This is a genomic window from Donghicola tyrosinivorans, assembly GCF_003003355.1.
Taxonomy (GTDB): Bacteria; Pseudomonadota; Alphaproteobacteria; order Rhodobacterales; family Rhodobacteraceae; genus Donghicola; species Donghicola tyrosinivorans.
Window position 1 is genome coordinate 56,412 of sequence record NZ_PVTQ01000005.1, and the last position, 25,036, is coordinate 81,447.

At 58.6% G+C, this 25,036-nt stretch carries 27 protein-coding genes; 17 read left to right on the top strand and 10 right to left on the bottom strand.

Annotation, left to right across the window (positions count from 1 at the left end):
- Positions 1–38: 38 nt before the first annotated feature.
- From guaA to CLV74_RS09050, 11 genes are all read left to right on the top strand, one after another.
- Entirely contained in the window at positions 39–1,598 is a 1,560-nt protein-coding gene (guaA, locus tag CLV74_RS09000) for a glutamine-hydrolyzing GMP synthase (protein WP_106263905.1), read from the top strand.
- Positions 1,599–1,780: 182 nt separating this feature from the next.
- A complete protein-coding gene (locus CLV74_RS09005) occupies positions 1,781–2,440 on the top strand; it encodes a YdcF family protein (RefSeq protein ID WP_106263906.1) in 660 nt (219 codons plus the stop codon).
- A gap of 75 nt (positions 2,441–2,515) precedes the next feature.
- Positions 2,516–3,370 (top strand): DMT family transporter, encoded by an 855-nt coding sequence (locus CLV74_RS09010; protein ID WP_106263907.1) that lies wholly within the window; start codon positions 2,516–2,518, stop codon positions 3,368–3,370.
- 123 nt (positions 3,371–3,493) lie between these two features.
- Positions 3,494–4,732 (top strand): OmpP1/FadL family transporter, encoded by a 1,239-nt coding sequence (locus CLV74_RS09015; protein ID WP_106263908.1) that lies wholly within the window; start codon positions 3,494–3,496, stop codon positions 4,730–4,732.
- A 109-nt stretch (positions 4,733–4,841) separates the two neighbouring features.
- On the top strand, positions 4,842–5,762 hold the full coding sequence (locus tag CLV74_RS09020; RefSeq protein ID WP_106263909.1) for a DMT family transporter: 921 nt from the start codon (positions 4,842–4,844) through the stop codon (positions 5,760–5,762).
- 33 nt (positions 5,763–5,795) lie between these two features.
- A complete protein-coding gene (locus CLV74_RS09025; protein ID WP_106263910.1) occupies positions 5,796–6,656 on the top strand; it encodes an ATPase in 861 nt (286 codons plus the stop codon).
- Positions 6,657–6,712: 56 nt separating this feature from the next.
- Positions 6,713–7,633 (top strand): homoserine O-acetyltransferase MetA, encoded by a 921-nt coding sequence (gene metA, locus CLV74_RS09030; RefSeq protein WP_106263911.1) that lies wholly within the window; start codon positions 6,713–6,715, stop codon positions 7,631–7,633.
- Entirely contained in the window at positions 7,623–8,615 is a 993-nt protein-coding gene (locus CLV74_RS09035; protein WP_245888498.1) for an alpha/beta fold hydrolase, read from the top strand. Before metA ends, CLV74_RS09035 begins: the two co-directional genes overlap by 11 nt.
- Positions 8,616–8,648: 33 nt before the next feature.
- On the top strand, positions 8,649–9,518 hold the full coding sequence (gene ppk2, locus CLV74_RS09040; RefSeq protein WP_106263913.1) for a polyphosphate kinase 2: 870 nt from the start codon (positions 8,649–8,651) through the stop codon (positions 9,516–9,518).
- On the top strand, positions 9,511–10,125 hold the full coding sequence (locus CLV74_RS09045; protein WP_106263914.1) for a TetR/AcrR family transcriptional regulator: 615 nt from the start codon (positions 9,511–9,513) through the stop codon (positions 10,123–10,125). The genes ppk2 and CLV74_RS09045 overlap by 8 nt, the downstream gene beginning before the upstream one ends.
- A gap of 381 nt (positions 10,126–10,506) precedes the next feature.
- Positions 10,507–10,806, top strand: coding sequence for a MarR family transcriptional regulator (locus CLV74_RS09050; protein WP_106263915.1), 300 nt, complete (start codon positions 10,507–10,509; stop codon positions 10,804–10,806).
- Positions 10,807–10,976: 170 nt separating this feature from the next.
- On the opposite strand, the gene rpsI is transcribed toward CLV74_RS09050, so the two are convergent.
- The 3 genes from rpsI to CLV74_RS09065 all read right to left on the bottom strand — a co-directional run bounded on the left by rpsI (position 10,977) and on the right by CLV74_RS09065 (position 12,633).
- Positions 10,977–11,462, bottom strand: coding sequence for a 30S ribosomal protein S9 (gene rpsI, locus CLV74_RS09055; protein WP_106263916.1), 486 nt, complete (start codon positions 11,460–11,462; stop codon positions 10,977–10,979).
- Positions 11,462–11,926, bottom strand: a complete 465-nt coding sequence (gene rplM, locus CLV74_RS09060; protein ID WP_106263917.1) for a 50S ribosomal protein L13 — start codon at positions 11,924–11,926, stop codon at positions 11,462–11,464. The genes rpsI and rplM overlap by 1 nt, the downstream gene beginning before the upstream one ends.
- Positions 11,927–12,207: 281 nt before the next feature.
- Positions 12,208–12,633: a PaaI family thioesterase gene (locus tag CLV74_RS09065; protein WP_106263918.1), complete on the bottom strand. Its 426-nt coding sequence runs from the start codon at positions 12,631–12,633 to the stop codon at positions 12,208–12,210.
- A gap of 57 nt (positions 12,634–12,690) precedes the next feature.
- Between CLV74_RS09065 and CLV74_RS09070 the strand changes: the two genes are divergently transcribed.
- From CLV74_RS09070 to gluQRS, 3 genes are read left to right on the top strand one after another with little or no spacing between them, the layout of a single operon-like run.
- A complete protein-coding gene (locus CLV74_RS09070) occupies positions 12,691–13,476 on the top strand; it encodes an enoyl-CoA hydratase (protein ID WP_106263919.1) in 786 nt (261 codons plus the stop codon).
- A 39-nt stretch (positions 13,477–13,515) separates the two neighbouring features.
- Entirely contained in the window at positions 13,516–14,859 is a 1,344-nt protein-coding gene (gene trmFO / locus CLV74_RS09075) for a methylenetetrahydrofolate--tRNA-(uracil(54)-C(5))-methyltransferase (FADH(2)-oxidizing) TrmFO (RefSeq protein WP_106263920.1), read from the top strand.
- Positions 14,859–15,713, top strand: a complete 855-nt coding sequence (gluQRS, locus tag CLV74_RS09080) for a tRNA glutamyl-Q(34) synthetase GluQRS (RefSeq protein ID WP_106263921.1) — start codon at positions 14,859–14,861, stop codon at positions 15,711–15,713. Before trmFO ends, gluQRS begins: the two co-directional genes overlap by 1 nt.
- Positions 15,714–15,809: 96 nt before the next feature.
- Here the strand turns inward: gluQRS and hisI are convergent, their stop codons facing one another.
- Positions 15,810–16,181 (bottom strand): phosphoribosyl-AMP cyclohydrolase, encoded by a 372-nt coding sequence (gene hisI / locus CLV74_RS09085; protein ID WP_106263922.1) that lies wholly within the window; start codon positions 16,179–16,181, stop codon positions 15,810–15,812.
- 75 nt (positions 16,182–16,256) lie between these two features.
- Here hisI and CLV74_RS09090 point away from each other — a divergent pair, with 75 nt between their 5' ends.
- Positions 16,257–16,709: an iron-sulfur cluster assembly scaffold protein gene (locus CLV74_RS09090; RefSeq protein WP_106263923.1), complete on the top strand. Its 453-nt coding sequence runs from the start codon at positions 16,257–16,259 to the stop codon at positions 16,707–16,709.
- A gap of 170 nt (positions 16,710–16,879) precedes the next feature.
- On the opposite strand, the gene CLV74_RS23370 is transcribed toward CLV74_RS09090, so the two are convergent.
- From CLV74_RS23370 to sciP, 5 genes are all read right to left on the bottom strand, one after another.
- On the bottom strand, positions 16,880–17,002 hold the full coding sequence (locus tag CLV74_RS23370) for a hypothetical protein (RefSeq protein ID WP_281260653.1): 123 nt from the start codon (positions 17,000–17,002) through the stop codon (positions 16,880–16,882).
- A 118-nt stretch (positions 17,003–17,120) separates the two neighbouring features.
- On the bottom strand, positions 17,121–19,208 hold the full coding sequence (gene recG / locus CLV74_RS09095; protein WP_106263924.1) for an ATP-dependent DNA helicase RecG: 2,088 nt from the start codon (positions 19,206–19,208) through the stop codon (positions 17,121–17,123).
- Positions 19,205–21,331, bottom strand: a complete 2,127-nt coding sequence (gene ligA / locus CLV74_RS09100) for an NAD-dependent DNA ligase LigA (RefSeq protein WP_106263925.1) — start codon at positions 21,329–21,331, stop codon at positions 19,205–19,207. The genes recG and ligA overlap by 4 nt, the downstream gene beginning before the upstream one ends.
- Before the next feature lie 67 nt (positions 21,332–21,398).
- A complete protein-coding gene (gene ctrA, locus CLV74_RS09105; protein WP_425430974.1) occupies positions 21,399–22,106 on the bottom strand; it encodes a response regulator transcription factor CtrA in 708 nt (235 codons plus the stop codon).
- Positions 22,107–22,182: 76 nt separating this feature from the next.
- The gene (gene sciP, locus CLV74_RS09110) at positions 22,183–22,485 is read right to left on the bottom strand and encodes a CtrA inhibitor SciP (RefSeq protein WP_106264223.1); all 303 of its coding nucleotides are present in this window, start codon (positions 22,483–22,485) and stop codon (positions 22,183–22,185) included.
- A gap of 135 nt (positions 22,486–22,620) precedes the next feature.
- Here sciP and mnmA point away from each other — a divergent pair, with 135 nt between their 5' ends.
- Together mnmA and CLV74_RS09120 are read left to right on the top strand one after the other, a co-directional pair.
- On the top strand, positions 22,621–23,766 hold the full coding sequence (mnmA, locus tag CLV74_RS09115) for a tRNA 2-thiouridine(34) synthase MnmA (protein ID WP_106263927.1): 1,146 nt from the start codon (positions 22,621–22,623) through the stop codon (positions 23,764–23,766).
- 3 nt (positions 23,767–23,769) lie between these two features.
- Positions 23,770–24,375: a nucleotidyltransferase family protein gene (locus tag CLV74_RS09120; protein WP_106263928.1), complete on the top strand. Its 606-nt coding sequence runs from the start codon at positions 23,770–23,772 to the stop codon at positions 24,373–24,375.
- Here CLV74_RS09120 and CLV74_RS09125 read toward each other — a convergent pair.
- Positions 24,354–24,980 carry a Hint domain-containing protein gene (locus CLV74_RS09125; RefSeq protein ID WP_170108012.1) on the bottom strand — a complete coding sequence of 209 codons (627 nt, stop codon included), beginning with the start codon at positions 24,978–24,980 and terminating at the stop codon, positions 24,354–24,356. The genes CLV74_RS09120 and CLV74_RS09125 overlap by 22 nt on opposite strands.
- Between the last annotated feature and the right edge of the window lie 56 nt (positions 24,981–25,036).

Here is a 25,036-nt window from a genome sequence, read left to right on the forward strand (position 1 = left end):
CCCTTGCCTAAAATGCTGCATAAGCCTAATGGGTGCCCATGACACAGCATGAACGCCTCCTCATCATCGACTTCGGCTCTCAGGTCACGCAGCTGATCGCGCGTCGCTTGCGCGAGTTGAACGTCTATTGCGAAATCCATCCCTACCAGAACGTCACCGACGCCTTTCTGGCAGAGTTCGCCCCAAAGGCCGTTATCTTCTCTGGCGGCCCTGACTCGGTAACCCGCGAAGGCTCGCCGCGTCCTCCGAAATCGGTCTACGATCTTGGCGTGCCGATCCTGGGTATCTGCTATGGCCAGCAGGTCATGACCCATGATCTGGGCGGCCGCATCGAGGCCGGTGAAAGCCACACCGCCGAATTCGGTCGTGCCTATGTGGAACCCACCGCCGTCAAGAGCGACTTCCTGAACGGCTGGTTCACCGAAGGCCGCGAACAGGTGTGGATGTCCCACGGTGACCACGTGGCAGAAATCGCCCCCGGCTTTGAGGTTTACGGAACCTCGCCCGGTGCGCCTTTTGCGATCACCGCAGACCTGTCGCGTCGCTTCTACGCCGTGCAGTTCCACCCCGAGGTGCACCACACCCCGAATGGTGCTGCCCTCTACAAGAACTTCATCGAACTGGCGGGCTTTACCGGCGACTGGACCATGGGCGCCTACCGCGAAGAGATGATCCAGAAAATCCGCGCTCAGGTCGGCGACAAGCAGGTTATCTGCGGTCTGTCGGGCGGCGTTGACAGCTCTGTCACCGCGATCCTGCTGCACGAAGCGATTGGCGAACAGCTGACCTGTGTGTTCGTGGACCACGGCCTGCTGCGTCTGAACGAGGCGGAAGAAGTCGTCGCGATGTTCCGCGACAACTACAACATCAAGCTGATCCACGCCGCTGAATCCGACCTGTTCATCGGCGCACTGGAAGGCGTGTCCGACCCCGAGGTCAAGCGCAAGACCATCGGCAAGCTGTTCATCGACGTGTTCCAGAAGCACGCCGACACCATCGAAGGCGCCGAGTTCTTGGCGCAGGGCACCCTGTATCCGGACGTGATCGAATCGGTTTCGTTCTCGGGCGGTCCCTCGGTCACCATCAAGTCGCACCACAACGTGGGCGGTCTGCCGGAAAAGATGGGCCTGAAACTGGTCGAGCCCCTGCGGGAGCTGTTCAAAGACGAAGTCCGCGCCCTTGGCCGCGAACTGGGTCTGCCCGCCAGCTTTATCGGTCGTCACCCCTTCCCCGGACCGGGTCTTGCGATCCGCTGCCCCGGCGAGATCACCCGCGAAAAGCTGGAGATCCTGCGCAAGGCAGATGCGGTTTACATCGACCAGATTCGCAAGCACGGCCTTTACGATGAAATCTGGCAAGCCTTTGTGGCGATCCTGCCCGTCCGCACCGTTGGTGTGATGGGCGATGGCCGGACCTACGATTATGCCTGCGCCCTGCGTGCGGTGACTTCGGTCGACGGGATGACTGCGGATTACTACCCCTTCACCCACGAATTCCTTGGTGAGACCGCCACGCGGATCATCAACGAGGTCAAGGGCATCAACCGTTGCACCTACGACATCACCTCGAAGCCTCCGGGCACCATCGAGTGGGAATAATCAAACTTACAAACGGCGGCTCCATCGGGGCCGCTGTTTTGTTTTCGGCATCTCTATTCATACCGTTTGGGCCGTTCTGACAGTCTGCGCGAAAAATCCTTAGGTATGTCACAAATTTTATGTTGTTTTTACCAATGAGAGGTTAATCCCAGAGCAATTTTGCATTCGGCCCCTATTTTCACGTGTTTCGTACCCTTCGACTTTTCTTTTCCTGTTTGGCCTATGCCGCATTGGCCGGAACCCTGTTCGCGCTGGGATCGGCGTTGCTGTCGCCCCTGTGTCGTGACCTGATCGGAAGCCAGACCCGTTATGACGTGATCGTCGTCTTGGGCGGCGGCGGCATGGAGAATGGCGCATTGATGGCGGACACCGCATCCCGCGTTGACGCGGGTGTTGCCCTGTTCCAGTCGGGGATCGCTCCGGCGATGCATATGACCGGCGGCGTCAATCGCCCCATCCCCTTTGTGCCAACCGCCGAGGTCATGAAGGACCGTGCCATCGCCAGTGGAGTACCCGCCAGCACCATCACCACCGAAGGTCTTTCACGCTCGACGCTAGAGAATGCACTGTTCTCCAAGGGTGATCTGGACGGCAAATCCCTGATCATCGTGACCGAGGGCTATCACCTCTGGCGCAGCTGGCTTAGCTTTTACTGGGCAGACATGCAGCCCGAGGGCATGTGCAAACCCCACGCCTTCCACGCCGAAGGCTGGCAACGCAGCGCCCGTGCCACCGTCCGCGAAGCCTTGGCCCTGTGGTTCAATCTGGCCCGCGCGGTTCTTTGGAAGGTTGCAGACCTTTTCGGCTATCCCCACGTTCTGGGCAGCTATTTCCTGCATTAGAGGCTGGACAAGACCCGTTCACGCTCCATGATGCACCCCAAGCGAAGCGGAAATTTCCACCGCTTGGGAGGGGACATGTCACCAGTTATACGCGGCGCGCTCTGGATGAGCGGCGCCATTTTGTCTTTCACGTCAATGGCGCTGGCGGGACGGATCATCGGGCTTGAGCTGGATACGTTCGAGATCATGCTTTACCGCAGTATGATCGGTGTCGTGATTGTCCTGACCATTGCCTCGGCTACGGGGCATCTGGGGGACATCCGCCGCCAAAAGATGGGCCTGCACCTGATCCGCAACATCAGCCATTTCACCGGCCAGAACCTATGGTTCTATGCAGTGACCGTGGCCCCTTTGGCGCAGGTCTTCGCCTTAGAGTTCTCGGCCCCCCTCTGGGCGATGCTACTTTCGGCTCTGATCTTGGGCGAAGCGCTGACGAAAGCCCGCGTGCTATCGGGGCTAATGGGATTTGTCGGCATTTTGATTGTGACCCGTCCGGGATTACAGGAATTCGGCATTCCCCAAATCACCGCGGCCCTGTGCGCAGTCGGATTCGCCGGATCAGCAGTATTCACCCGCCTTTTGACCCGAACGGAAAACATCACCAGCATTCTGTTCTGGCTGACTGTGATGCAAACCGTCTTTGGCCTGATCTGCGCCGGAATTGACGGAGAAATCGCAATCCCTACCTCAGGCGCAATTCCGTATATCGTTCTGATTGCCGGTGCTGGCCTTCTGGCCCACTTCTGCCTGACAACCGCCCTGTCGCTGGCACCCGCTGCAATTGTAATGCCGATTGACTTTTTGCGCCTACCGCTGATTGCGATAACAGGCGCGTTACTCTATTCTGAGGCTCTGGATCCATTCGTATTCATCGGTGCAGCCGTGATATTTTTGGCCAACTATAACAATATCCGAAGAGCAAGCCGTTAAAACGATTGGATGAATAACCTTCAGAAGTATCCCGCTGACGCTTGGTTAGAATTGACCGAAAGGCAAATCACAACTTACGCTCAAAGGCTCAGGGGGAGAAACTCAACAGGGATGAGGATCATAATGAATAAGCTACTACTTGGCACTGCTTTGGCAGCTGTCGCAAGCAGCGCAGTCTATGCAGGCGGTATCGAGCGGACCACGCAATCGGCATTGGTGCTGTATAAAGACGGCAACTATGTCGAGCTTAGCCATGGTCAGGTCACGCCGACCGTTAGCGGCGAAGGTCTGGGCATTGCGGCAGGCGGCGTTGCCGCAGGCACCGACTATGACAAGGTTGCACAGAGCTACAACCAAACCGGCATCAGCGCAAAAATCGATCTGACCGACCGACTGTCGTTCGGTCTTGTCCTGGACAGCCCGTTCGGCGCGGACATCGAATATGACGGCGCAAGCCTGACCACGGAACTTGGCGGCACGTCGGCTTCGGCGGAAACGAAGGCGCAAACCTTCTTGCTGAAATACCAGTTCGACGATCACTTCAGCGGCTTTGGTGGTATCCGCCGTCAGACTGCAAGCGGTGACATCACGCTGGACGGCATCGCTTACGGTGGTCCGACCGTTGTCAACCGCTCGGGCATTTCCTTGCTGGACAGTCGTGCGCGCTCGGGCGCCAGCGGCTATTCGGTCGAACTGGGTGAAAGCACTGCAACCGGTTTTGTCGTCGGCGGCGCATATGAGCGTAAGGACATCGCACTTCGCGTGGCTGTAACCTACAACTCGGCGATCGAGCACGAGATGGACACCACCGAAGTCCTGCCCGTCACTGCCATCGTCGGCCTCAGCGGTCTGACTCCGATCACCGCGACGATCAACAACACCACCACTGGCACGACCAAGGTCAAAACCCCGCAGTCATGGAACCTTGAGTTCCAATCGGGCGTGGCGAAAGACACTCTGGTCTTCGGTTCGATCCGTTGGGTCGAGCATTCGGCCTTCAAGATCGCCCCTGATTTCTTCAAAGATAACGTGAAGAAAAGCGGTCTGGTGGATCTAGATGACACCACGACCTACCGTCTGGGTGTTGGCCGTCGCTTTACGCCGAACTTCTCGGCGCAGGCCAGCATCGCACATGAGCGTAGCTCGAGCGATGATCTGAAATCGCCGCTGGCGCCGACCAACGGCTACACCGGCATCTCGATCGGTGGCGCGTATAAGTTTGACGGCGGTCTGGAACTGGCTGGCGGTGTGACCTACCTGAAGCTGGGTGACGCGAAAGCGGCTACCGCAGACACCGCGCGTGCGGACTTCAGCGGCAACACCGCAATGGGCGCAGGCATCCGCATTTCCTACGCTTTCTGATCCTCGGATCCGAATCCCGCAAATACGCACCCCGCCTGTTCGGCGGGGTGTTTTCTTTTGGGCAATTTCCGGATCGCCTGTGCGTCCGAAACATGAGACAGACGTTCCCATGATAGATCAGAAAACCATGTCCACCCGCGCTTGGGCCGAACTGTTCCTGCTTGCCTCGATCTGGGGCGGCTCGTTCCTGTCCACGCATATCGCGCTTGAAGAACTCGGGCCGCTGAACGTCGTCATGTACCGCACCGGTATCGGCGCGGCTCTACTTTGGACGTGGGCCTTGATGCGCGGGCGCAGCGTCCCGACTTCGGCTGGGGTCTGGCTGGCGTTTCTGGGCATGGGCCTTTTGAACAACGTGATTCCCTTCTCGCTGCTGTCCTGGGGGCAGCTGCATATCGCCAGCGGTCTAACCTCGATCCTGAACGCGGCGACGGCAGTGTTCGGCACCCTGACGGCAGCGCTGATCTTTGCGGATGAACGGCTGAGCGTGCGCAAGTTGGTGGGGGTGGGCTTTGGCTTTATGGGTGTGGCCACGGCGATTGGCTTGTCGTCCCTGACCCATTTCGACTTGACCTCATTGGGACAGATCGCAGTCATTGGCGCAACCATCAGCTATGCCTTTGCTGGCCCCTTCGGCCGCATCAACCTGTCCGAGTTGAACCCAGAGGTCGCCGCCGCCGGTATGCTGACCGGCGCTTTTCTGATCATGTTGCCCGTCGTGGGTCTGACCGAAGGCTATATGGCCCCGCAGACTGCCCATGTCTGGGGCGGCATCGCCTACCTTAGCCTGATCGCCACGGGCGTCGCCTATGCGTTCTACTACCGCGTTCTGAAAATGGCGGGCAGCGGCAACGTGCTGCTGGTGACCTTGCTGGTCGCCCCCGTCGCGATCGTCCTTGGCGCTGTGGTCCTTGGAGAGCAGTTGCAACCCCGCGCTTATGCAGGTTTCGCGCTGCTGGCCATAGGTCTGATGATCCTGGATGGCCGTCTGTGGCGACGGGTATTTGACCGCAAGGCAACAGCCGGATAACACAAGGAAAACCAACACACCTCAGGGCGGCCCATGATCTATCCCACTGCTGAAAGCTGGCGCGATGCAACGTCAAAGCGCATAACTCTGTTCGGGATGTCAGGTCTGGGAAAAACCTTTTTGGCCAACATGTTGCGCCATGACGGGGGGTGGTTTCACTACTCGATCGATTACCGGATCGGCACCCGCTACATGGGCGAATACATCACCGACAACTACAAGCGCATCGCCATGCAGCACCCGTTGCTGCGCGAACTGTTGATGTCGGATTCGATCTATATCGGCTCGAACATCACGTTTGAAAATCTGGCCCCCCTATCCACCTATCTGGGCAAGCCGGGCAACGCGGACAAAGGCGGCCTGCCCTTTTCCGAATACCGCGAACGTCAGGACCAACACCGCGACGCGGAAATCCGCGCCCTCTTGGATACCGTGTACTTCCGCCGCCGCGCACAGGAGCTTTACGGCTATCCCCATTTCATCTGCGACAGCGGTGGCTCGATCTGCGAAGTGGTGGACCCGAACGACCCTGATGATCCGGTCCTCAAAGCCCTCAGCGAAGAGACCCTGATGATCTGGATCGAGGGCAGCGATGCCCACACAGAGGAACTCTGCCGTCGCTTCGACCGCGCGCCGAAACCGATGTACTACATGCCCGAGTTTCTGACCGCCAAATGGGCCCAGTATTTGCAGGAGAAAGGTCAGACCGAAGCCGAGGTTGATCCCGATGCTTTCGTGCGCTGGACCTATGCGCAGGCGCTGGCCCATCGCCAGCCGCGCTATGCTGGTATGGCCAAGTGGGGCGTGACGATCAAAGCCGAAGAGGTGATGCAGATCCGCACCCCCGCCGACTTTGACGCGCTGATCCAGCGGGCTATCGAACGTAAGGCTTGAGCAACCGCAACTTCGGAACTATCTAAGACGCTCATCCAATAAAACGGAAAACTGACATGCCGATCAAACTACCCTCTGACCTTCCTGCCTTTGACGTGCTCTCGCGCGAGGGCGTGATGGTCATGTCGGATGATCAGGCCACCCGTCAGGACATCCGCCCGATCCGTATCGCTCTGCTGAATCTGATGCCCAAGAAGATCCAGACCGAGAACCAGTTCGCCCGTTTGATCGGTGCCACGCCCTTGCAGATCGAATTCGACCTGATCCGCATGAGCGAGCATCAGACCAAGAACACGGCTGCCGAACATATGGAAAGCTTTTACCGCCCCTTCGAAGAGGTGCGCGACAGCGGTGAAAAGTTTGACGGTCTGGTCATCACCGGTGCCCCCATCGAACATCTGCCGTTTGAAGAGGTCACCTACTGGAAAGAACTGTGCGCGGTCTTTGACTGGACCCAGACCCATGTGCATTCGACCTTTGGCGTCTGCTGGGGTGGCATGGCGATGATCAACTACTTCAACGGGGTGAAAAAGCACATCCTGCCGCATAAGGCGTTCGGCTGTTTCCGTCACCGGAACGTGGCCCCTGCCTCGCCCTATCTGCGCGGGTTCTCGGATGATGTGCTGGTGCCCGTCAGCCGCTGGACCGAAATGCGTCAGGACGAGATTGACGCCGCAGGGCTGACCACCCTGATCACCGGCGAGGAAACCGGCCCCTGTCTGGTGCAGGACGATGCCCATCGGGCGCTGTATGTGTTCAACCACTTTGAATACGACAGCGGCACTTTGAAGGAAGAGTATGATCGCGATGTTGCAGCGGGCACGCCCATTAACGTGCCTTGCAACTACTATCCCGATGACGATCCTTCACAAACGCCTCAGAACCGCTGGAGAAGTCACGCCCACCTTCTATATGGCAACTGGATCAACCAGATCTATCAGACCACGCCATATGAGTTGGAGAACATTGGGACGTAAGACTTTTTCCCTCGTCGCAGCCGGACTGTTCCTGACCGGCTGCTCTGCCATTGACCAGCGCGCCAGCCAGCGCGAAGCGCAATTCGAGGCAGAAAACCCGCCCGTCGGACAGATTCTGACCCTGCCCGACGGCCGCCGCGTTCACGCTTTTGTTCAAGGCAGTGGTCCCGATCTGGTGTTGATCCACGGGGCCAGTGGCAACCTGCGCGACTTTACCTTCGATCTGACCCGCCGACTGACCGACCGCTATCGCGTGATCGCGTTGGATCGTCCCGGCATGGGTTATACGGACCGGACAGACGCAGCCTATGCGACCGTAGCCAACAACGGTGCGGAAAGCCCCGAAGAACAGGTGGTCATGCTGCAAGCCGCTGCCGATCTTCTGGACGTGGAAAATCCTATCGTGCTTGGCCACAGCTATGGCGGCGCTGTCGCGATGGCATGGGCTTTGGCGCGGCCCGAAGACACTGCGGCGCTGGTGATCGTATCGGGCGCCACAATCCCGTGGGAAGGCGGGCTAAGCTTTAGTTACAAGGTGCCCTCCTCGACCCTTGGCAGCGCGATGCTGGTGCCTGCGGTGACGGCCTTTTTCCCCGAATCCAAGCTAGAGCCCATCGTTGACGGTGTGTTCAAACCTCAGCACGCCCCCGAAGGCTACACCAAGGGTCTGGGCTCGGCGCTATCCCTGCGGCGCGACGCCATGCGGGCCAATGCGCGGCAGGTCAACGTGTTGAAAGATCATCTGATCACCATGCTGCCGCGCTATCACAGCCTGACCCTGCCGGTTGAAATCCTGCACGGCGCGGCTGACACCACCGTTCCGGCCAAAGTCCACGCAATCCCGCTGTCGGAGATCCTGCCCAATGCCAATCTGACACAGCTTGATGGGATCGGACACATGCCCCACCAAGTCGCCCCCGAAGCTGTTGTGGATGCCATCGACCGCGCCCGCAGCCGCGCCGGATTGCACAAGGGCCTGTAACACCTCATAAAGAAGGCAAGTATAGGAGGTTCCATGTCCCTGCCGTTTGATGGTGCGATCAGCAAGTTCTACCAGACCGAAGCCCCCGACGCGGTGCGCGACGCTATCAAGGATGGCTCCAAGAAGGATATTCTTGACGACGGCTACCCCTATGACAAACGCCTGAACGCCGACGATTATGAGGCCGATCTGCACGCATTGCAGGTCGAAATGGTCAAGCTGCAACGGTGGGTGAAAGACACCGGCGCCCGCGTGGCCGTAGTCTTTGAAGGGCGCGACGCTGCTGGCAAGGGCGGCACCATCAAACGCCTACAGGAATATCTGAACCCGCGCGGCGCCCGCGTGGTGGCCTTATCGAAACCCACGGAAACCGAAGCCACCCAATGGTATTTCCAACGCTACATCGAACAACTGCCCTCAGGCGGCGAGATCGTGTTCTTTGACCGCAGTTGGTACAACCGCGGCGTGGTGGAAAAGGTCTTCGATTTTTGCACAGCTGATCAGCGCGAACATTTCTTCCGGCAGGTTCTGCCGTTCGAGGACATGCTGATCGACGAAGGCATCACGCTGGTAAAAATCTGGCTGAACGTGGATCGCGCCGAACAGTTGCGGCGCTTTCTGGACCGCGAACAAGACCCACTGAAGCAATGGAAGCTCAGCTGGATCGACGTAGAGGGCCTGAAACGGTGGGACGCCTACAGCGTCGCGATTAAAGAGACCCTGACCCGCACGCACAGCAAGACCTCGCCCTGGAACATTGTGCGCAGCGACGATAAACGCCGCGCCCGCCTTGAGGCGATGCGCCTTGTTCTGGGCCAATTGGACTATGACGCCAAGGATAAGGATGTGGTCTCTTCGCCCGATCCCAAGATCGTCGGAGGCCCCGAGATCTGGGATGTCTAAACGCGGCTACCATCACGGCAACCTGCGGCAGGCTTTGGTCGATGCCGCACTTGAGCTGATCACCGACAAGGGTCCCACAGGCTTTACCCTGTCCGAGGCTGCCAAGAAGGCTGGCGTGACCCCTGCGGCGGTCTATCGCCACTTTGAAGGGCGTGAAGACCTGATCGCCGAAGCCGCCCTACAGGGCTACGAGATCTTCGCCGATGTGATGGAGTTCGCCTTCGATAATGGCCGCCCCTCTGCCCTGCGCGCGTTCGAGGCCACAGGCCGCGCCTATCTGGCCTTTGCTCGCAAATACCCCGGCCACTACGTGGCAATGTTCGAATCCCACATCTCGGTCAATCGCACGCCCGAGCTGGCAAAGGCCGCCGGACGGGCCAAGGGAATCCTCGAACAAGCAGCGCGCGGCCTGTCAGAACGCATCCCCGCAGACCGTCGTCCTCCGGCCAGTATGTTTTCGGCGCACATCTGGGCCATGAGTCACGGTGTGGTCGAACTTTTCGCCCGCGGCGCCCCCGGAACCCAGTCGCCTTTTGCGCCTGAGGATCTTCTCGAATCGGGAATCGGAATCTATCTGCGCGGCCTCGGTCTGATCGAGAAAGATTGAACCAGACAGCCAAAATTGGCTCTCATTGGCAATCTCACAGACATCTTACCTAACGTCTGACCCTTGAAATTCGCAACCGTCACACCCGCAACGACAGATAACGCAATCACTCAAAAGTTGCATAAGTTGGGCAGAAACATGGCCCAGTTTACCTTATTTTAGCCATATTTCAGACGGATTAGCGCTCAAATATGGCCTTAAGTCGCTGAATTGGAAACAATGTGGCCAAACTTAGGCAACCAAACTGCGATTGCACATGTTTACTAAAATTTAACTATTTTGTCCCAGATCGGCATCACCCCCTAGACACAACTGTAAAGTGTGGGTTAAACCTCAGATATCGGTATTGATTACGATTTTTTGCAAACCTGGGGTATTCCAATGAACAGTGGCTACAAGCACCTTGCTGCCGTACGCGAACTTCTTTTCAACCTTGAGCAAGACATGGGTCTGGATGAAATGTCGCAGAATGAGAAAGATATTCTGTATGCATTCCACACACTTGCGCGCCCTGAAGAGGACGAAGTGACTGTGCATTCCGAAGCAATTCGCACCTATGAAACTGTACGTAAAATGAAGCACGCCACCTACCACCGCACGCTGAAGCGCCTGCTGGACCGTGGCTTCATCCAGCACGCGCCCGAGCGTAAAGCCGGCCTGTATCGCCTGAACCATCACTGATCTCTTTTCGGACCTGCCAGTCCGACGCCGATCAAAAGCAAAGGCCCGCACCTGCCAGTGCGGGCCTTTTGCGTTCTTGGACCATCAGTCGCCTACCCGCCACAAACAAGCGCGCAAAGAAAAAGGGCCCGCAGATGCGAGCCCTTCTCCGAAACTTGTCGAGACGCGAATTAGCGCTTCGAGAACTGGAAGCTACGACGTGCCTTACGACGGCCGAACTTCTTACGTTCCACAACGCGGCTGTCGCGGGTCAGGAAGCCAGCGGCTTTCAGAGCGCCACGCAGGCTGGGATCGTACAGCTGCAGAGCTTTCGAGATGCCGTGCTTGACCGCACCGGCCTGACCCGAAAGACCACCGCCTTTAACGGTCGCGTAAACGTCGAACTGATCTTCGCAGCCAGCGATTTCGAACGGCTGACGCAGGATCATCTGCAGAACGGGACGCGCGAAGTATGCATTCAGCTCGCGACCGTTAACAGTGACTTTACCCGAGCCGGGCTTGATCCAAACGCGGGCAACAGCGTCTTTACGCTTGCCGGTTGCGTAGGAACGACCCAGTTCGTCACGAACGGGCTCGCGGGGTGCTGCGATTTCGACAACAGCTTCACCGCCAGCAACGGCGCCGAGTTCTTCGAGCGAGTTGACTTGATCGGCCATTATTTCGCAGTCCTCGTGTTCTTCGAGTTCAGTACCTTCACGTCGATGACTTCAGGTGCCTGAGCTTCGTGGGGATGTTCGTTACCAGCGTATACGCGCAGGTTGGTCATCAGCTTGCGCGACAGGCGGTTGCCGGGCAGCATACGCTGAACAGCTTTCTGAACGACGCGCTCGGGATAGGCGCCTTCCAGGATTTCCTGCTTGGTGCGCGACTTGATCCCACCGGGGTGGCCGGTGTGCCAGTAGAAACGCTCTTCGCGCTTCTTGCCGGTCATCTGGATCTTTTCAGCGTTGATGATGATGATGTTGTCGCCACAGTCCATGTGGGGCGTGAACGACGGCTTGTGCTTGCCGCGCAGGCGCATTGCGACGATCGACGCAAGACGGCCCAGAACGACGCCCTCGGCGTCGATCAGGATCCATTTCTTCTCGATGTCTGCAGGCTTTGCAGAGAAGGTTTTCATTGTCAGGATACCCTGGGTTTGTTTGATTTGGTCGGGGCCAGACAGAAATCTGCCCCGCCCGAATTGGATTGCAGCGTTATACTCGGCCCGAAAGCACAGTCAAGCGCACCAACTCCAAAATAACCCAACAAAAACAATTACTTAAAAAATAGGTATAATAATACCCCACGCATTCCTCGCTTCAATCGCCGTTTCGAACGCCCTGCGGGCTATGAGTATTGATGCGATAAAGAAATCTAGCCCTGCTTCTTCTTGATCGCAAATTACTCAGATACCGAAAGTTAGCCGCGCTCTGGCGGGATCGAATAGGTCATGCTGGCCCGCGCCACAGGCTTTTTCGATCCGTTCTGGTAAATCAGCACATCCCCCACGGCCAGAACCTTCCCCAGCTTCAAAAGGCGGCATTCGGCGACCAGATCGGTGCCGGCCTCGGGCTTGCGCATGAAATCGATGCCACAATTGGTGGTCACCGCCAGCGCCTTAGGCCCAATACGGGACAGTACTGCAAGATAAATTCCCACATCTGCAAGCGCGAACATAGCAGGGCCCGATACAGTCCCCCCCGGCCGCAGATGACGGTCATTCGCCAAAAGCCGAACGGTCACACCGTCATCCGTCACCGCATCCACAGCGAAATCGTCTTTCACCTGCGGAAAGGCCTCTGCCAGAAACGCCTGAAGCGCTGCGACATCCATGACTACCTGCATTCTCTTCCCTCTCGTATCTGCTGTCGGTACTCTGACCGCAAAGAGGGAGGAAACAAGATGGCAATTCTGGAACGTCACGGCACAGGGCCCGTCACCCATATCAAGATGAACAGCCCAGAGCGGCTGAACGCCTTATCGGACGAAATGATCGCCGCGCTGCAATCGGAACTGGACGGGATCGCGGCAGATCCGGCAATCCGCGTGGTCGTCTTAAGCGGGGCGGGCAAAGCCTTTTGTGCGGGTCATGATCTGAAGCAAATGACCGCTGGCCGCGCAACGCCAGATAAAGGTGCTGCATATTTCGCAGACCTGTTTGCCCGTTGCAGCACGTTGATGAAGACAATCCGCACCCTGCCCCAACCGGTGATCGCTCAGGTCCACGGAATTGCCACGGCAGCGGGATGCCAGATGGTCGCCAGTTGCGATCTGGCCGTTGCCGCAGAAGGCACCCGCTTTGGGGTCAACGGAGTGAACATCGGGCTCTTTTGCTCGACCCCCATGGTGGCCCTGTCCCGCAACATCCCACGCAAGCAAGCGTTCGAGATGCTGACCACCGGCGAATTCCTCAGCACGCCCGAGGCGCAAGCCCTTGGCCTGATCAACCGCATCGCCACCCCTGAAGATCTGGAGGCCACGACCCAAGCACTGGCCGAAAAGATCGCCTCCAAGCTTGGCAGCGCGGTACGGATCGGCAAACGGGCATTCTACGAGCAGATCGAAATGCCCGTGGATCAGGCCTACGCCTATACGGCGGAGGTGATGGTTCAGAACATGCTGGACCGCGATACGGAAGAAGGCATCAACGCCTTTATCGAAAAGCGCCACCCCGACTGGCAACAGTGACCCTTTCCATTTCTCCTCGAAAGCCCTAGATCGCGCCTCATGGACAAGACATTGCATATCATTGGCGGCGGCATGGCCGGCTCCGAGGCCGCATGGCAGGCCGCGAACATGGGCGTAAACGTGGTCATCCACGAGATGCGCCCGAAGGTAGAGACCTTTGCCCACCAGACCGGCAATCTGGGGGAAATGGTGTGCTCGAATTCGTTCCGTTCGGACGATGACGAACAAAACGCTGTAGGTCTTCTGCATTGGGAAATGCGCGCCGCAGCTGGTCTGATCATGACCACCGCCGACAAGCACCGCATCCCCGCGGGCGGTGCTTTGGCTGTGGACCGCGAACCCTTTGCGGAAAGCGTTACGGCTGCGCTGCGCAGCCATCCCAATGTATCGGTCAGTGATGAGGAAATCACCGAACTGCCAACGGACGGCAACTGGATCGTCGCCACTGGACCGCTGACCAGCACCGCTTTGGGCAAATCCATTCAGGCCGCCACCGGTCAGGATCATCTGGCCTTCTTCGACGCCATCGCGCCCATCGTCTATGCGGACAGCATCGACATGTCGCAGGCGTGGATGCAATCCCGCTATGACAAGGGCGAAACCGAGGAAGAGCGCACCGCCTACCTAAACTGCCCCATGACCAAAGACCAGTATGAGGCCTTTATCGACGCGCTTCTTGCCGCCGATAAGACCGAGTTCCATGAAGGCGAGACTGCCGGTTACTTTGACGGCTGCCTGCCGATCGAGGTCATGGCCGAGCGCGGACGCGAGACCCTGCGCCACGGCCCCATGAAACCCGTCGGCCTGACCAATCCGCATCAGCCCGAAGAAAAAGCCTATGCGGTGGTGCAGCTGCGCCGTGACAACGCATTGGGCACGCTGTTCAACATCGTCGGTTTCCAGACCAAGATGAAGTACGGTGCGCAGACCGAGGTCTTCCGCATGATCCCCGGTCTGGAAAACGCCAGCTTTGCCCGTCTGGGCGGCATCCACCGGAACACCTTCATCAACTCGCCCACGCTGCTGGACAGCCGTCTACGGATGAAGTCACGTCACAATGTGCGCTTCGCAGGCCAGATCACCGGCGTCGAAGGCTATGTGGAATCCGCCGCCATGGGTCTTTTGGCAGGCCGTTTCGCAGCCGCTGAATTGCTTGGACAAGAAATCCCCGAGGTGCCACTGGAAACCGCTATGGGCAGTCTCGTGAACCACATCACCGGCGGCGCTGATGCAAAAACCTTCCAGCCGATGAACGTGAACTTCGGCCTCTTCCAACCGCTGGAAGACGTGCGCGGTGGCCGCAAGGGCCGAAAAATCCGCTACAAAGGCTACACAGATCGCGCAAAAGAGGTTTGGCAACAGTGGCTTGCCAGCCAAAGCTAATGCGAACCCGCTTTGCGCCATCTCCCACCGGACCACTGCATCTGGGTCATGCCTTTTCGGCCCTGACTGCAGCAAGACTGGCAAAAGAGGCGCAAGGCTCCTTCCTTCTGCGGATCGAGGATATCGATCAATCCCGCGCCCGCGCCCATTGGGAAGCGCAAATCTACGATGACCTCCACTGGCTCGGCCTCACATGGCCAACGCCCGTGATGCGCCAATCAGACCGGATGCCGGTCTACCGCGCCGCGCTTCAAAAGCTTTGGGATCAAGGCCTGCTCTATCCTTGCGCCTGCACCCGCCGCGACATTGATGCCGCTCTCAGCGCGCCCCAAGAAGGCGCGCTCCACTATGGCCCCGATGGCCCGATCTACCCGGGCACGTGCCGCGACAAGCCGCGCCCCACACAGCTCCCCGAAGGCCAAAGCCTGCGCCTCGACATGGAAAAAGCCATCCAGCACCTGCCGGAAACCCTAAGCTTCACCGAGACAGGCCCACTGCACGAAGACACTCAGATCCTCAGGATATCAGACGCCCCCGAAACCCTCGGTGACATCGTGCTCGCCCGCCGCGATATGGGCACCTCCTACCACCTCTCGGTGGTCCTCGACGATGCAGACCAGGATATCACCCATGTCACCCGCGGCGCGGACCTGTTTGAGGCCACCCAAATCCACGTGGTCCTGCAAGCACTCCTGAACCTGCCGACGCCAATCTATCATCACCACGCACTTGTCCGCGATGAGAACGGCAAACGCCTTGCAAAACGCGACGATGCCCGCGCCATCGCCCTCTATCGTTCCGAAGGCAAAACCCCGCAGGATATCGCCACCCTCACAGGCGCAACGCTTCCCTAAATAAAGAAAGCCCCTGACTTCATCTTGGCAAAAATACCTCGGGGGTGAATTGGGCCACAGGCCCAAGAGGGGGCAGCGCCCCCTTTCCCGAAACCGTCACACCATGGGCGACAGCAACTTAACTTCCGAACCGTCCCGCACCGCGGTGTAGAAACACGACCGCCGGTTCGTGTGACAGGCCGGTCCCTCTTGCCGGACCATCACCAACAAACAATCCCGATCGCAATCGAACCGCAAATCCACCAGCGTCTGCACATGTCCGCTGGTCTCGCCCTTCACCCAGAACGCCTGCCGCGAACGCGACCAGTAAGTGACCTTGCCTGTCTCCAAAGTCTTTGCCACAGCCTCGGCATTCATCCAGGCCACCATCAACACTTCAAGGCTCTCGGCGTCCTGCGCGACCACGGGGATCAGCCCTTTGTCGTCATACTTCAGCCCTGCGGGATCAAATGCTTGTTCCGTCATCATGAAAAACCTTTTGCTTCCGTGGTCATGGCGCTTATCTAAGCAGAACCGGCAGCGAACAAAAGCCTCGGAGGGACCATGTCCGGCGACAATGATCTGATGAAACTCTATTCCCAGCGCATTCTGGCACTGGCCGCAGAGGTTCCGCACAACGCACGACTGGAGTCCCCGATGGCCAGCGTGAAAAAACGCTCGCCCCTGTGCGGCTCGACAGTGACGGTCGATATCGACGTCAAGGATGGCAAGATCAGCAACTATGGCGCCGAGGTGAAAGCCTGTGCCTTGGGCCAAGCCGCCGCTGGCGTGGTCGGCCAAGCTGCCGTGGGTCGCACTCAGGCCGAAGTCATCACCGCCCGCGATCAACTGAAAGCCATGTTGAAAGAGGAGGGCCCCGTCCCCGATGCCCCCTTTGACGGGCTTGAGGCGCTGCTGCCCGCCAAGGACTACAAGAACCGGCACGCCTCGATCATGCTGACGCTGGACGCTCTGGCGCAGGCCTTTGATGAAGCACAGGCGGACCAGACCGCCTAAGCGCCCTACCCCAAAATAAAAAAACCGCCGCACATCCGGGCAGGGATGGCGGCGGTAGAGCGGTTCGGACCGGAAGAGCAGAAGCAGGAAGAGGCAGACTTCCCTGTGGCAAAACTTCTACACCGTGGATCGGGACAAAACGGTCTTCCGGATGGCAAGCGAACCGAGGCTCAGAAAAAGTTGGGCAGGTACAGAGCGCCGCAAAGCATCACAATCAATGACGACGCGCCAAGCAGGTCGATAACAAACTCATCCGCATGACGAACGATGGTGTTCTTGATCTGGCGGGCCATGGGTGCCTCCGTTCACTCAATGTTCCTGTTGCTCCTTTGTTCTCAAAAATTAACGATTCGGTAAAGAACTTTTTGAGAACATTTGTGAACAAAATGAACTTCGGGCAGGACCCGCGCCCTAACCCACTGAAATCAAACGGATCGCCTGATCCTGTTCCATTAACCAAAGCAGAACACGCGCCGCCTTACCACGGGGGGAGTCCAGCTTTGGGTCGCTGGTCAGCAAGGCGCGGGCATCTGATTGGGCGACGGCCATCAGCCCTGCTTGCCGTTCCAGATCGGCCACACGGAATCGCGGCAAGCCCGATTGGGCCGTCCCGATCAGATCACCAGCCCCGCGCATTTCCAGATCAACCTCACTGATCCGAAAGCCGTCTTCGGTATCGCGCAGGGTCTTCAACCGGCGCTGACCGCTTTCGCTCAGCGGGCTTTGGTACATCAGCAGGCACGTTGATTCCGCAGCGCCGCGCCCGACGCGCCCGCGCAGCTGGTGCAACTGGGCCAGCCCGAAAATCTCGGCCCGCTCGATCACCATGATCGAAGCATTGGGCACGTTTACCCCGACCTCAATCACGGTGGTGGCCACCAGAACCTTGGTCTTGCCGCTTTGGAATTTCTCCATGGCAGCGTCTTTCTCCTCGGGGCGCATTTGCCCGTGGACCAGATCAACCACCCCTTCCCCAAGCGCCGCCCGCAGCCGTTCAAACCGCTCTTGCGCCGAGGTCAGATCACTGACTTCGCTTTCTTCAACCAAGGGGCACACCCAATAGGCCTGCCGCCCTTCCGAGACCGCACGGCGCAGGTGATCTACAACCTCAGCCACCCGCTCGGTCGAGACCATCGCGGTTTTCACCGGCGTCCGTCCTGGGGGCTTTTCATCCAGAACCGAGACATCCATATCCCCGAACTGCGCCAGCGCCAGACTGCGCGGAATGGGCGTTGCGGTCATCACCAGCACATCGACGGCGCGGCCCTTCTGGCCAAGCTCAAGCCGTTGGGCGACACCAAAGCGGTGCTGTTCGTCGATCACAGCCAAGCGCAGATCGCGGAATTCCACGTCTTTCTGGAACACCGCATGGGTGCCCACCAGAATGTGAATATTGCCCTTGGCCAAGGCCTTCAGCTTTGCCGCCCGCTCTTTACCCTTATCGCGGCCGGTCAAAATCTCGACCACAACGCCTGCACTTTCAGCCAAGGGCTTCAGCCCATCCATATGCTGGCGCGCCAAGATTTCGGTCGGGGCCATCATCACGCCCTGCCCGCCAGCCTCAACCGCGATCAGCAGCGCCATCAACGCAACCAGCGTCTTACCCGCACCCACGTCCCCTTGCAGCAAGCGGTTCATCCGCTGGGGCCGTTCAAGGTCGGCTCCAATCTCTGAAATCGCCCGCATCTGTGCGCCCGTGGGCTTGTAGGGCAGCGCCTTCAGTACCTTGCTTTGCAACCGTCCCGTTCCGCGCGAGGGAATGCCCGGCTTGGCCCGCTGCACGCTGCGCGCCAGTGCCATAGTCAACTGATGGGCCAGCAATTCATCATAGGCCAGCCTTTGCCGCGCAGGTGCCTCGGCCACCAGATCCGCACCGGTTTGGGGATGGTGCGCTGTCGTCAGCGCCTCATGCCACGAGGGCCAACCTTCCTGTTTCAGAAGGTTCGGATCAATCCACTCCACCAGTTCAGGCACCCGCTCCAACGCACCCGTCACGCCTTTGATCACCGTCTTACCAGTGACACCGGCGGTTAAGGGATACACCGGCTCAAATGCGGGGATTTCTGCCGCCTCATCCAGAGGCAACACATGATCGGGGTGCGCGATCTGCGGAATACCGTCGAAAAACTCGACCTTCCCCGAGATGATCCGCTGACTGCCGTCCGGCAATATCTGCTGCAAATAGCGGTCGCGGGCATGGAAGAAGATCAGCGGAAAAGCCACCTGATCATCATGGACCATCACCCTATATGGCCGCCCGCGCCCCGATGGGGCCTGATGCCGATCCACGGCAACCTGCACCGTGACCACATCCCCCGCCGTCGCCCCCTGCACCGTTGCCCGCAACTGGCGGCTGATCCCGCTATAGGGCAAGTGAAACAGCAAATCCCGAGGCTTCTCGATCCCCAAGGTCGCCATGGCCTCAGCCGTGCGCGGACCGATGCCCGGCAAGGTTTCGAGGCCCGCAAATAAGGGAAAGAGTACCTCAGGCCGGCTCATGACGCGCCGATCAGTTCAAGCCAGCCATCCTCATCCATGGTCTCAATCCCCAATTCAGCGGCTTTCTTCGCCTTTGAACCCGCACCCGGCCCCGCGACCAGAATATCGGTTTTCGCACTGACCGAGCCTGACACCTTGGCACCCAGCGCCTCGGCCCGCGCCTTGGCCTCGGCCCGTGTCATCTTTTCAAGCGTGCCGGTAAAGACCACGGTCTTGCCCGCCACGGGGCTGCCCGTGGTTTGCGGCGCCGCGATGTCCTGAATGTCCAGCTGCGCGACCAGACGGTCAATGCTGGCCCGCTCGGCCTCTTGGGCGAAGGCGGTGACCAGCGAATGGGCCATCACCTGCCCGACCCCGTCCACCGACAGAAGGTCATCCAGCGCCGCGCCGCCTTCGTGGGCTGCATCCAGACCTTTGGCCATTGTGTCCCAGCTACCATAATGGCGGGCGATCAAGCGCGAGGCATTCTCGCCAACGTGGCGGATACCAAGGCCGAAGAGGAAGCGATCCAAACCGATTTTCCGTTTCTCATCAATCGCATCAAAGAGATTGCTTGCGCTTTTCTCTCCCCAGCCTTCGCGGTTCTTAAGCTGCTGGATGCCGCTACCGAACCGATCGCGCAGTGTAAAGATATCCGCAGGCTCTTTCACCCAACCATCCTTATAGAACTGTTCTGCCTGTTTGGCGCCAAGCCCTTCGATGTCAAAGGCAGAGCGACCGACGAAATGTTTCAATTTCTCAACCGCTTGCGCCGGACAGATGATGCCGCCCGAACACCGTCGAACGCTATCGCCCACATCGCGGATGGCCTCGGAGCCGCATTCGGGACAGGTTTTGGGAAAGTCGAAGGGCTGCGCATCTTCGGAACGTTTCGACAGGTCCACATCGGCGATTTTCGGGATAACATCACCGGCACGATAGACCTGCACCCAATCGCCAACGCGGATATCGCGGCCATCGCGGATCGGATTGCCCTGATTATCCCGCCCCTCGATGTAGTCCTCATTGTGCAGCGTCGCGTTCGAGACAACCACACCGCCCACTGTCACCGGCTCTAACCGCGCAACGGGGCTGAGGGCACCGGTGCGGCCAACCTGAATATCGATAGAGGTTAGGCGCGTCCAAGCCAGCTCAGCCGGGAATTTATGGGCAATGGCCCAACGGGGGGTCGTACTGCGAAAGCCCAGTCGGCCTTGAAGGGCCAGATCGTTCACTTTGTAGACGACACCGTCGATGTCATACCCAAGGCTCGCTCGCATCTGCTCGATCTTGCGATAATGGGCCATCAAGCTGGCTTCGCCATCGCAGAGCGCGGTCAATGGGTTAGTTTGAAACCCCAGCGCCGCCAGCCGTTCAATGGCGCCGACCTGCGTCTCTGCTAGCGGCGCGGACAGTTCTCCCCATGCGTAGGCAAAGAACTTCAACGGACGCGCACGGGTGATCTCTGCATCCAGTTGCCGCAATGAGCCCGCAGCAGCGTTCCGCGGGTTCGCAAAGGTTTTTCCGCCGCGTTCAGATTGACGGGCGTTCAAAGCCTCAAAATCCGCGTGGGACATATAGACCTCGCCGCGAACCTCCAAAACCTCGGGGGCGCCCGCAAGAGTTTCCGGAATATCTGCGATGGTCCGCGCGTTTGCTGTCACATTCTCGCCAACGCTGCCGTCGCCACGGGTCGCCGCATGAACCAGAACGCCACCTTCATAGCGCAGCGACAAGGACAGCCCGTCGATCTTCGGCTCAGCCGTATAGAGCAATTCTGCATCCGCCGAGAGACCCAGATAGCGGCGAATACCATCGTCGAAATCTGCCAGTTCATCCTCATCAAAGGCGTTGGCCAAGGACATCATGCGCACTGCATGGGTGATCTTGCCAAAGCCCTCTGCGGGTGCGGCGCCCACCTGTTCAGTCGGGCTGTCGTCGCGTTTCAGATCGGGAAAACGGGCTTCGATTGCCGCATTACGACGCTTTAAGGCATCATATTCTGCGTCCGTAATTTCAGGCGCATCGTTGGTGTGATAGGCTTCATTCGCGGCCCCCAAAACCTGCGCCAGCCGCGCAAGCTCTTGCACAGCTTGTTCCGCTGTCAGCTGCTCTACCGCAATCGCGCTTGCATCAAGGTCCATCACACGCCCCCAAAGATCCTGTTTCCGGTCTATGGTTTAGGCGCGGGCCAGCCTGCCGTCCAGAGCCTCAGGCCCCGATGGCCACCACATCTGCCGTCATGCCACTCATGACCGGATCACGCATGACATAGCCACGGCCCCAAACCGTTTCGATGTAGGTATCGCCGCCGGTTGCTTTGGCCAGCTTTTTCCGCAGCTTGCAGATGAACACGTCGATGATTTTCAGTTCAGGTTCGTCCATGCCGCCGTACAGGTGATTTAGGAACATCTCTTTCGTCAGCGTCGTGCCCTTGCGCAGGCTCAAGAGTTCTAGCATCTGGTATTCCTTACCGGTCAGATGCACCGTTGCGCCTTCAACCTCGACCGTCTTTTGATCAAGGTTCACACAGATTTTGCCTGTGCGGATTACGGACTGCGAATGCCCTTTGCTGCGGCGGATGATGGCGTGAATGCGCGCGACAAGCTCATCCCGATGGAAAGGTTTGGTCAGATAGTCGTCGGCCCCAAAGCCGAAGCCCTTCAATTTGCTTTCCGTGTCATCAGCACCGGACAGGATCAGCGCGGGCGTTTCGACCCGCGCCAGACGGATCTGGCGCAGCACTTCATGACCACTCATGTCCGGAAGCGTCAGATCCAGCAGGATCAAATCATAATCATACAGTTTCGCAAGCTCGACCCCTTCTTCCCCGAAAGATGTCGAAAAGACATTCAGGTTCGCGTGACCCAGCATCAGCTCGATACTCTTGGTCGTGGTCGGGTCGTCTTCAATCAGCAAAATACGCATGTGTTTCCCTCTTGTTCACCGGGCATGCGACTAAACTGACCCGAATTTGTTAACTGCAAGTTACCATTTAATCATTTCTTCCATTTTCCCGCGCCGGTTGTCTATAATTTTGTAAAGATGTAGACTTAAGCGCCTGTGATCCATGACATTTATGCGCCGAATCCCACGACAGAAATTCTTCTTCCGATAGGTCATAACGGTCCAGCGCAGTCTCGCGGCTAACCAAACCGTGCCTTACAGCCAGCACCACCGCCTCTTTCCGCGAGGCCACCCATCGCGTGGTATCGGGCGCGGGCAAATCAACCTGCGACAACACCCGCCCATTCGGCAAAGTCACCGCACGCACACCATCAATCCGTTTCAGAAACATCGTTTGTCCCCTTGTTGTTTCGAACTCCCGAGGCACAAACTGGGTGAGAGGACTTAACAGCTTCTGAAACCGGCCCTTGAGAGTACCGAGGATTTTCATATATTCCGCAGGTTCCAAACCCACAGGAGTCCCATCATGGCGCTGGACAATGATGCACCGCTCAATTCGCTTGGCTTCCCCAAGCCCCCGTCCGAAACCCGCGTGGTGGTTGCCATGTCGGGCGGCGTGGATAGCTCTGTGGTGGCCGCAAAGCTAAAAGAAGAAGGCTATGACGTGGTGGGCGTGACGTTGCAGCTTTACGATCACGGGGCCGCTCTGGCCAAGAAAGGCGCCTGCTGCGCGGGGATCGATATCCACGATGCACGGCGCGTGGCCGAGGAAATGGGCTTTCCCCACTATGTTCTGGATTATGAGAACATTTTTAAGGATGCCGTAATTGACGAATTCGCCGACAGCTATCTGGCGGGCGCGACCCCTGTGCCCTGCATCCGCTGTAATGAACGGGTAAAGTTCAAGGATCTGCTGGAAACCGCCAAGGATCTGGATGCCGATTGCATGGCGACGGGCCACTATATCCAGCGCAAAATGGGCGATCACGGGCCGGAACTGCATTGCGCGACCGATGCGAACCGCGATCAGAGCTATTTCCTGTTCTCGACCACGCCCGAACAGCTCAGCTTTCTGCGCTTCCCTCTGGGGCACCTGCCCTCAAAGGATGCAACGCGCGAACTGGCTGCGAAATACGGGTTGGCGGTGGCTGATAAGCCCGACAGTCAGGACATCTGTTTCGTGCCCAATGGCAACTATGCCAGCGTGATTGAAAAGCTGCGCCCCGGTGCGGCCGAGGCAGGTCAGATCGTCCATGCAGATGGCCGCGTTCTGGGCGAGCATAACGGCGTGATCCACTACACCATCGGCCAGCGCCGCGGTCTTGGGATCGGCGGCCTGAGCGAACCTCTGTACGTGGTTAAACTGGACGTGGACGCCAAGCAAGTTGTTGTGGGACCGAAAGAAATGCTGGCCACGCGCATTGTCCCGATCCGCGAGATCAACTGGCTAGGCGATGGTGCCTTCACCGATATGACCGAGCGTGAAATCTCGGTCAAAGTGCGCAGCACCCGTCCGCCCCGTGCAGCTATCCTGCGCCCGATCAGCGCCAACGAAGCCGAGGTCGAATTGCTGACCGCTGAAGAAGGGGTCAGCCCCGGTCAGGCTTGTGTGTTCTACGAAAACGACAGCAGCCGGATCCTTGGTGGCGGCTGGATCTGGAAGGGCCACTAACCGATGACGGGATCACCGACGAATACTGGGCCGGTGATCCTGCTTTTGGCGGCGGGTTCCTCGTCGCGGATGCGTGGCGGAGACAAGCTGCTTGAGGACGTAAACGGTCAGCCCTGCTTGCGCGTGATGGCGTTGCGGGCGCTGGCAACGGAGCAGCCGGTAATGATCGCCCTGCCACCAGATCGGCCTTTGCGCGATCAGGCTATTCGCGATCTGCCAGTCACGCGGATTACCGTACCGAATGCGGCAGACGGGATGGGCGTGTCTCTGGCCACTGCTGCCGCCCATGTGACCGGCCCATTAATGGTGGTGCCTGCCGATATGCCCGCGCTAACCCACGCGGATTTCGAGACGATGCTGACAGCTCATAAGGCCGACCCCTTGGCCATTTTACGCGGCACAGACCACATGAATACAGCAGGGCATCCTGTTGTTTTTCCATCAGATTTGATTGGAAGTCTGGGCAATCTGACCGGCGACACCGGCGCCAAAGATATCATCAAGTCAAACAAAAGCCGGTTGCAGATGATAGCGCTGCCGGACGACCATGCAACGCTGGATCTGGATACTCCTGAAAGCTGGCAGGATTACCGCGCACGCGGCGTATAAAGCGCCTCTGGCCCGACGATCTGACGTGCGGGCTCTAGCACCCCGTCAGGCGACCAGAACGGTCGATAGCTCTCGGACCAAGCGCCATCGGCCAGCACGATCTCATGCCCTTCGAAAAGTAAATGCACAAAGCGGACATGGGTGCGCGGTGCGCTGCACACGCCTGCGACCGATAGCAAAGATTTGGCAGAGATCAGCGCCTCATCCGAATCTACTTCCAACAAACCGCTGCGACGGGTCAAAAGCATCTGATGCTCGCGCGAGACAAACAGGTCCGTCGCCGGAACCCCGTCACCCAAAGCGCCTGCCTTGATCAGAATCGGCTGAAGATGGGAAGAGCCACGCAGGATTTCACGGCAAAACAGGCTTTCGCCCACCCATTTCACCGGCTGGAATCCGTTATCACGGGTCAGAACCCGATCATTTTCTCGCAAATCTTCGACGAAAACCTCGCCTGAACGGGTCAGAATCCGGGTTCCGGCCAGAAAACACGGGACTGGTGGCACCCCACCAGCGCCGGAATGGACAGAATTCTGTCCGCCACCGTTGGGACCACCTGCATGCAAAGGAGCGAAACCCGTTCCTGTTTGCCGTGCTTTGTTCACTCTGCTCTCCGAAAACCCATGCGGACCGATAAGACCGTAAATCTGGGTTACATATT

Excerpts from the sequence above, each read along its gene's own strand:
- guaA (WP_106263905.1), top strand. The coding sequence starts at position 39 with ATGACACAGCATGAACGCCTCCTCATCATCGACTTCGGCTCTCAGGTC.
- CLV74_RS09010 (WP_106263907.1), top strand. The coding sequence starts at position 2,516 with ATGTCACCAGTTATACGCGGCGCGCTCTGGATGAGCGGCGCCATTTTG.
- CLV74_RS09015 (WP_106263908.1), top strand. The coding sequence starts at position 3,494 with ATGAATAAGCTACTACTTGGCACTGCTTTGGCAGCTGTCGCAAGCAGC.
- CLV74_RS09020 (WP_106263909.1), top strand. The coding sequence starts at position 4,842 with ATGATAGATCAGAAAACCATGTCCACCCGCGCTTGGGCCGAACTGTTC.
- CLV74_RS09025 (WP_106263910.1), top strand. The coding sequence starts at position 5,796 with ATGATCTATCCCACTGCTGAAAGCTGGCGCGATGCAACGTCAAAGCGC.
- metA (WP_106263911.1), top strand. The coding sequence starts at position 6,713 with ATGCCGATCAAACTACCCTCTGACCTTCCTGCCTTTGACGTGCTCTCG.
- ppk2 (WP_106263913.1), top strand. The coding sequence starts at position 8,649 with ATGTCCCTGCCGTTTGATGGTGCGATCAGCAAGTTCTACCAGACCGAA.
- CLV74_RS09045 (WP_106263914.1), top strand. The coding sequence starts at position 9,511 with ATGTCTAAACGCGGCTACCATCACGGCAACCTGCGGCAGGCTTTGGTC.
- CLV74_RS09050 (WP_106263915.1), top strand. The coding sequence starts at position 10,507 with ATGAACAGTGGCTACAAGCACCTTGCTGCCGTACGCGAACTTCTTTTC.
- rpsI (WP_106263916.1), bottom strand. The coding sequence starts at position 11,462 with ATGGCCGATCAAGTCAACTCGCTCGAAGAACTCGGCGCCGTTGCTGGC.
- rplM (WP_106263917.1), bottom strand. The coding sequence starts at position 11,926 with ATGAAAACCTTCTCTGCAAAGCCTGCAGACATCGAGAAGAAATGGATC.
- CLV74_RS09065 (WP_106263918.1), bottom strand. The coding sequence starts at position 12,633 with ATGCAGGTAGTCATGGATGTCGCAGCGCTTCAGGCGTTTCTGGCAGAG.
- CLV74_RS09070 (WP_106263919.1), top strand. The coding sequence starts at position 12,691 with ATGGCAATTCTGGAACGTCACGGCACAGGGCCCGTCACCCATATCAAG.
- trmFO (WP_106263920.1), top strand. The coding sequence starts at position 13,516 with ATGGACAAGACATTGCATATCATTGGCGGCGGCATGGCCGGCTCCGAG.
- gluQRS (WP_106263921.1), top strand. The coding sequence starts at position 14,859 with ATGCGAACCCGCTTTGCGCCATCTCCCACCGGACCACTGCATCTGGGT.
- hisI (WP_106263922.1), bottom strand. The coding sequence starts at position 16,181 with ATGATGACGGAACAAGCATTTGATCCCGCAGGGCTGAAGTATGACGAC.
- CLV74_RS09090 (WP_106263923.1), top strand. The coding sequence starts at position 16,257 with ATGTCCGGCGACAATGATCTGATGAAACTCTATTCCCAGCGCATTCTG.
- CLV74_RS23370 (WP_281260653.1), bottom strand. The coding sequence starts at position 17,002 with ATGGCCCGCCAGATCAAGAACACCATCGTTCGTCATGCGGATGAGTTT.
- recG (WP_106263924.1), bottom strand. The coding sequence starts at position 19,208 with ATGAGCCGGCCTGAGGTACTCTTTCCCTTATTTGCGGGCCTCGAAACC.
- ligA (WP_106263925.1), bottom strand. The coding sequence starts at position 21,331 with ATGGACCTTGATGCAAGCGCGATTGCGGTAGAGCAGCTGACAGCGGAA.
- sciP (WP_106264223.1), bottom strand. The coding sequence starts at position 22,485 with ATGTTTCTGAAACGGATTGATGGTGTGCGTGCGGTGACTTTGCCGAAT.
- mnmA (WP_106263927.1), top strand. The coding sequence starts at position 22,621 with ATGGCGCTGGACAATGATGCACCGCTCAATTCGCTTGGCTTCCCCAAG.
- CLV74_RS09120 (WP_106263928.1), top strand. The coding sequence starts at position 23,770 with ATGACGGGATCACCGACGAATACTGGGCCGGTGATCCTGCTTTTGGCG.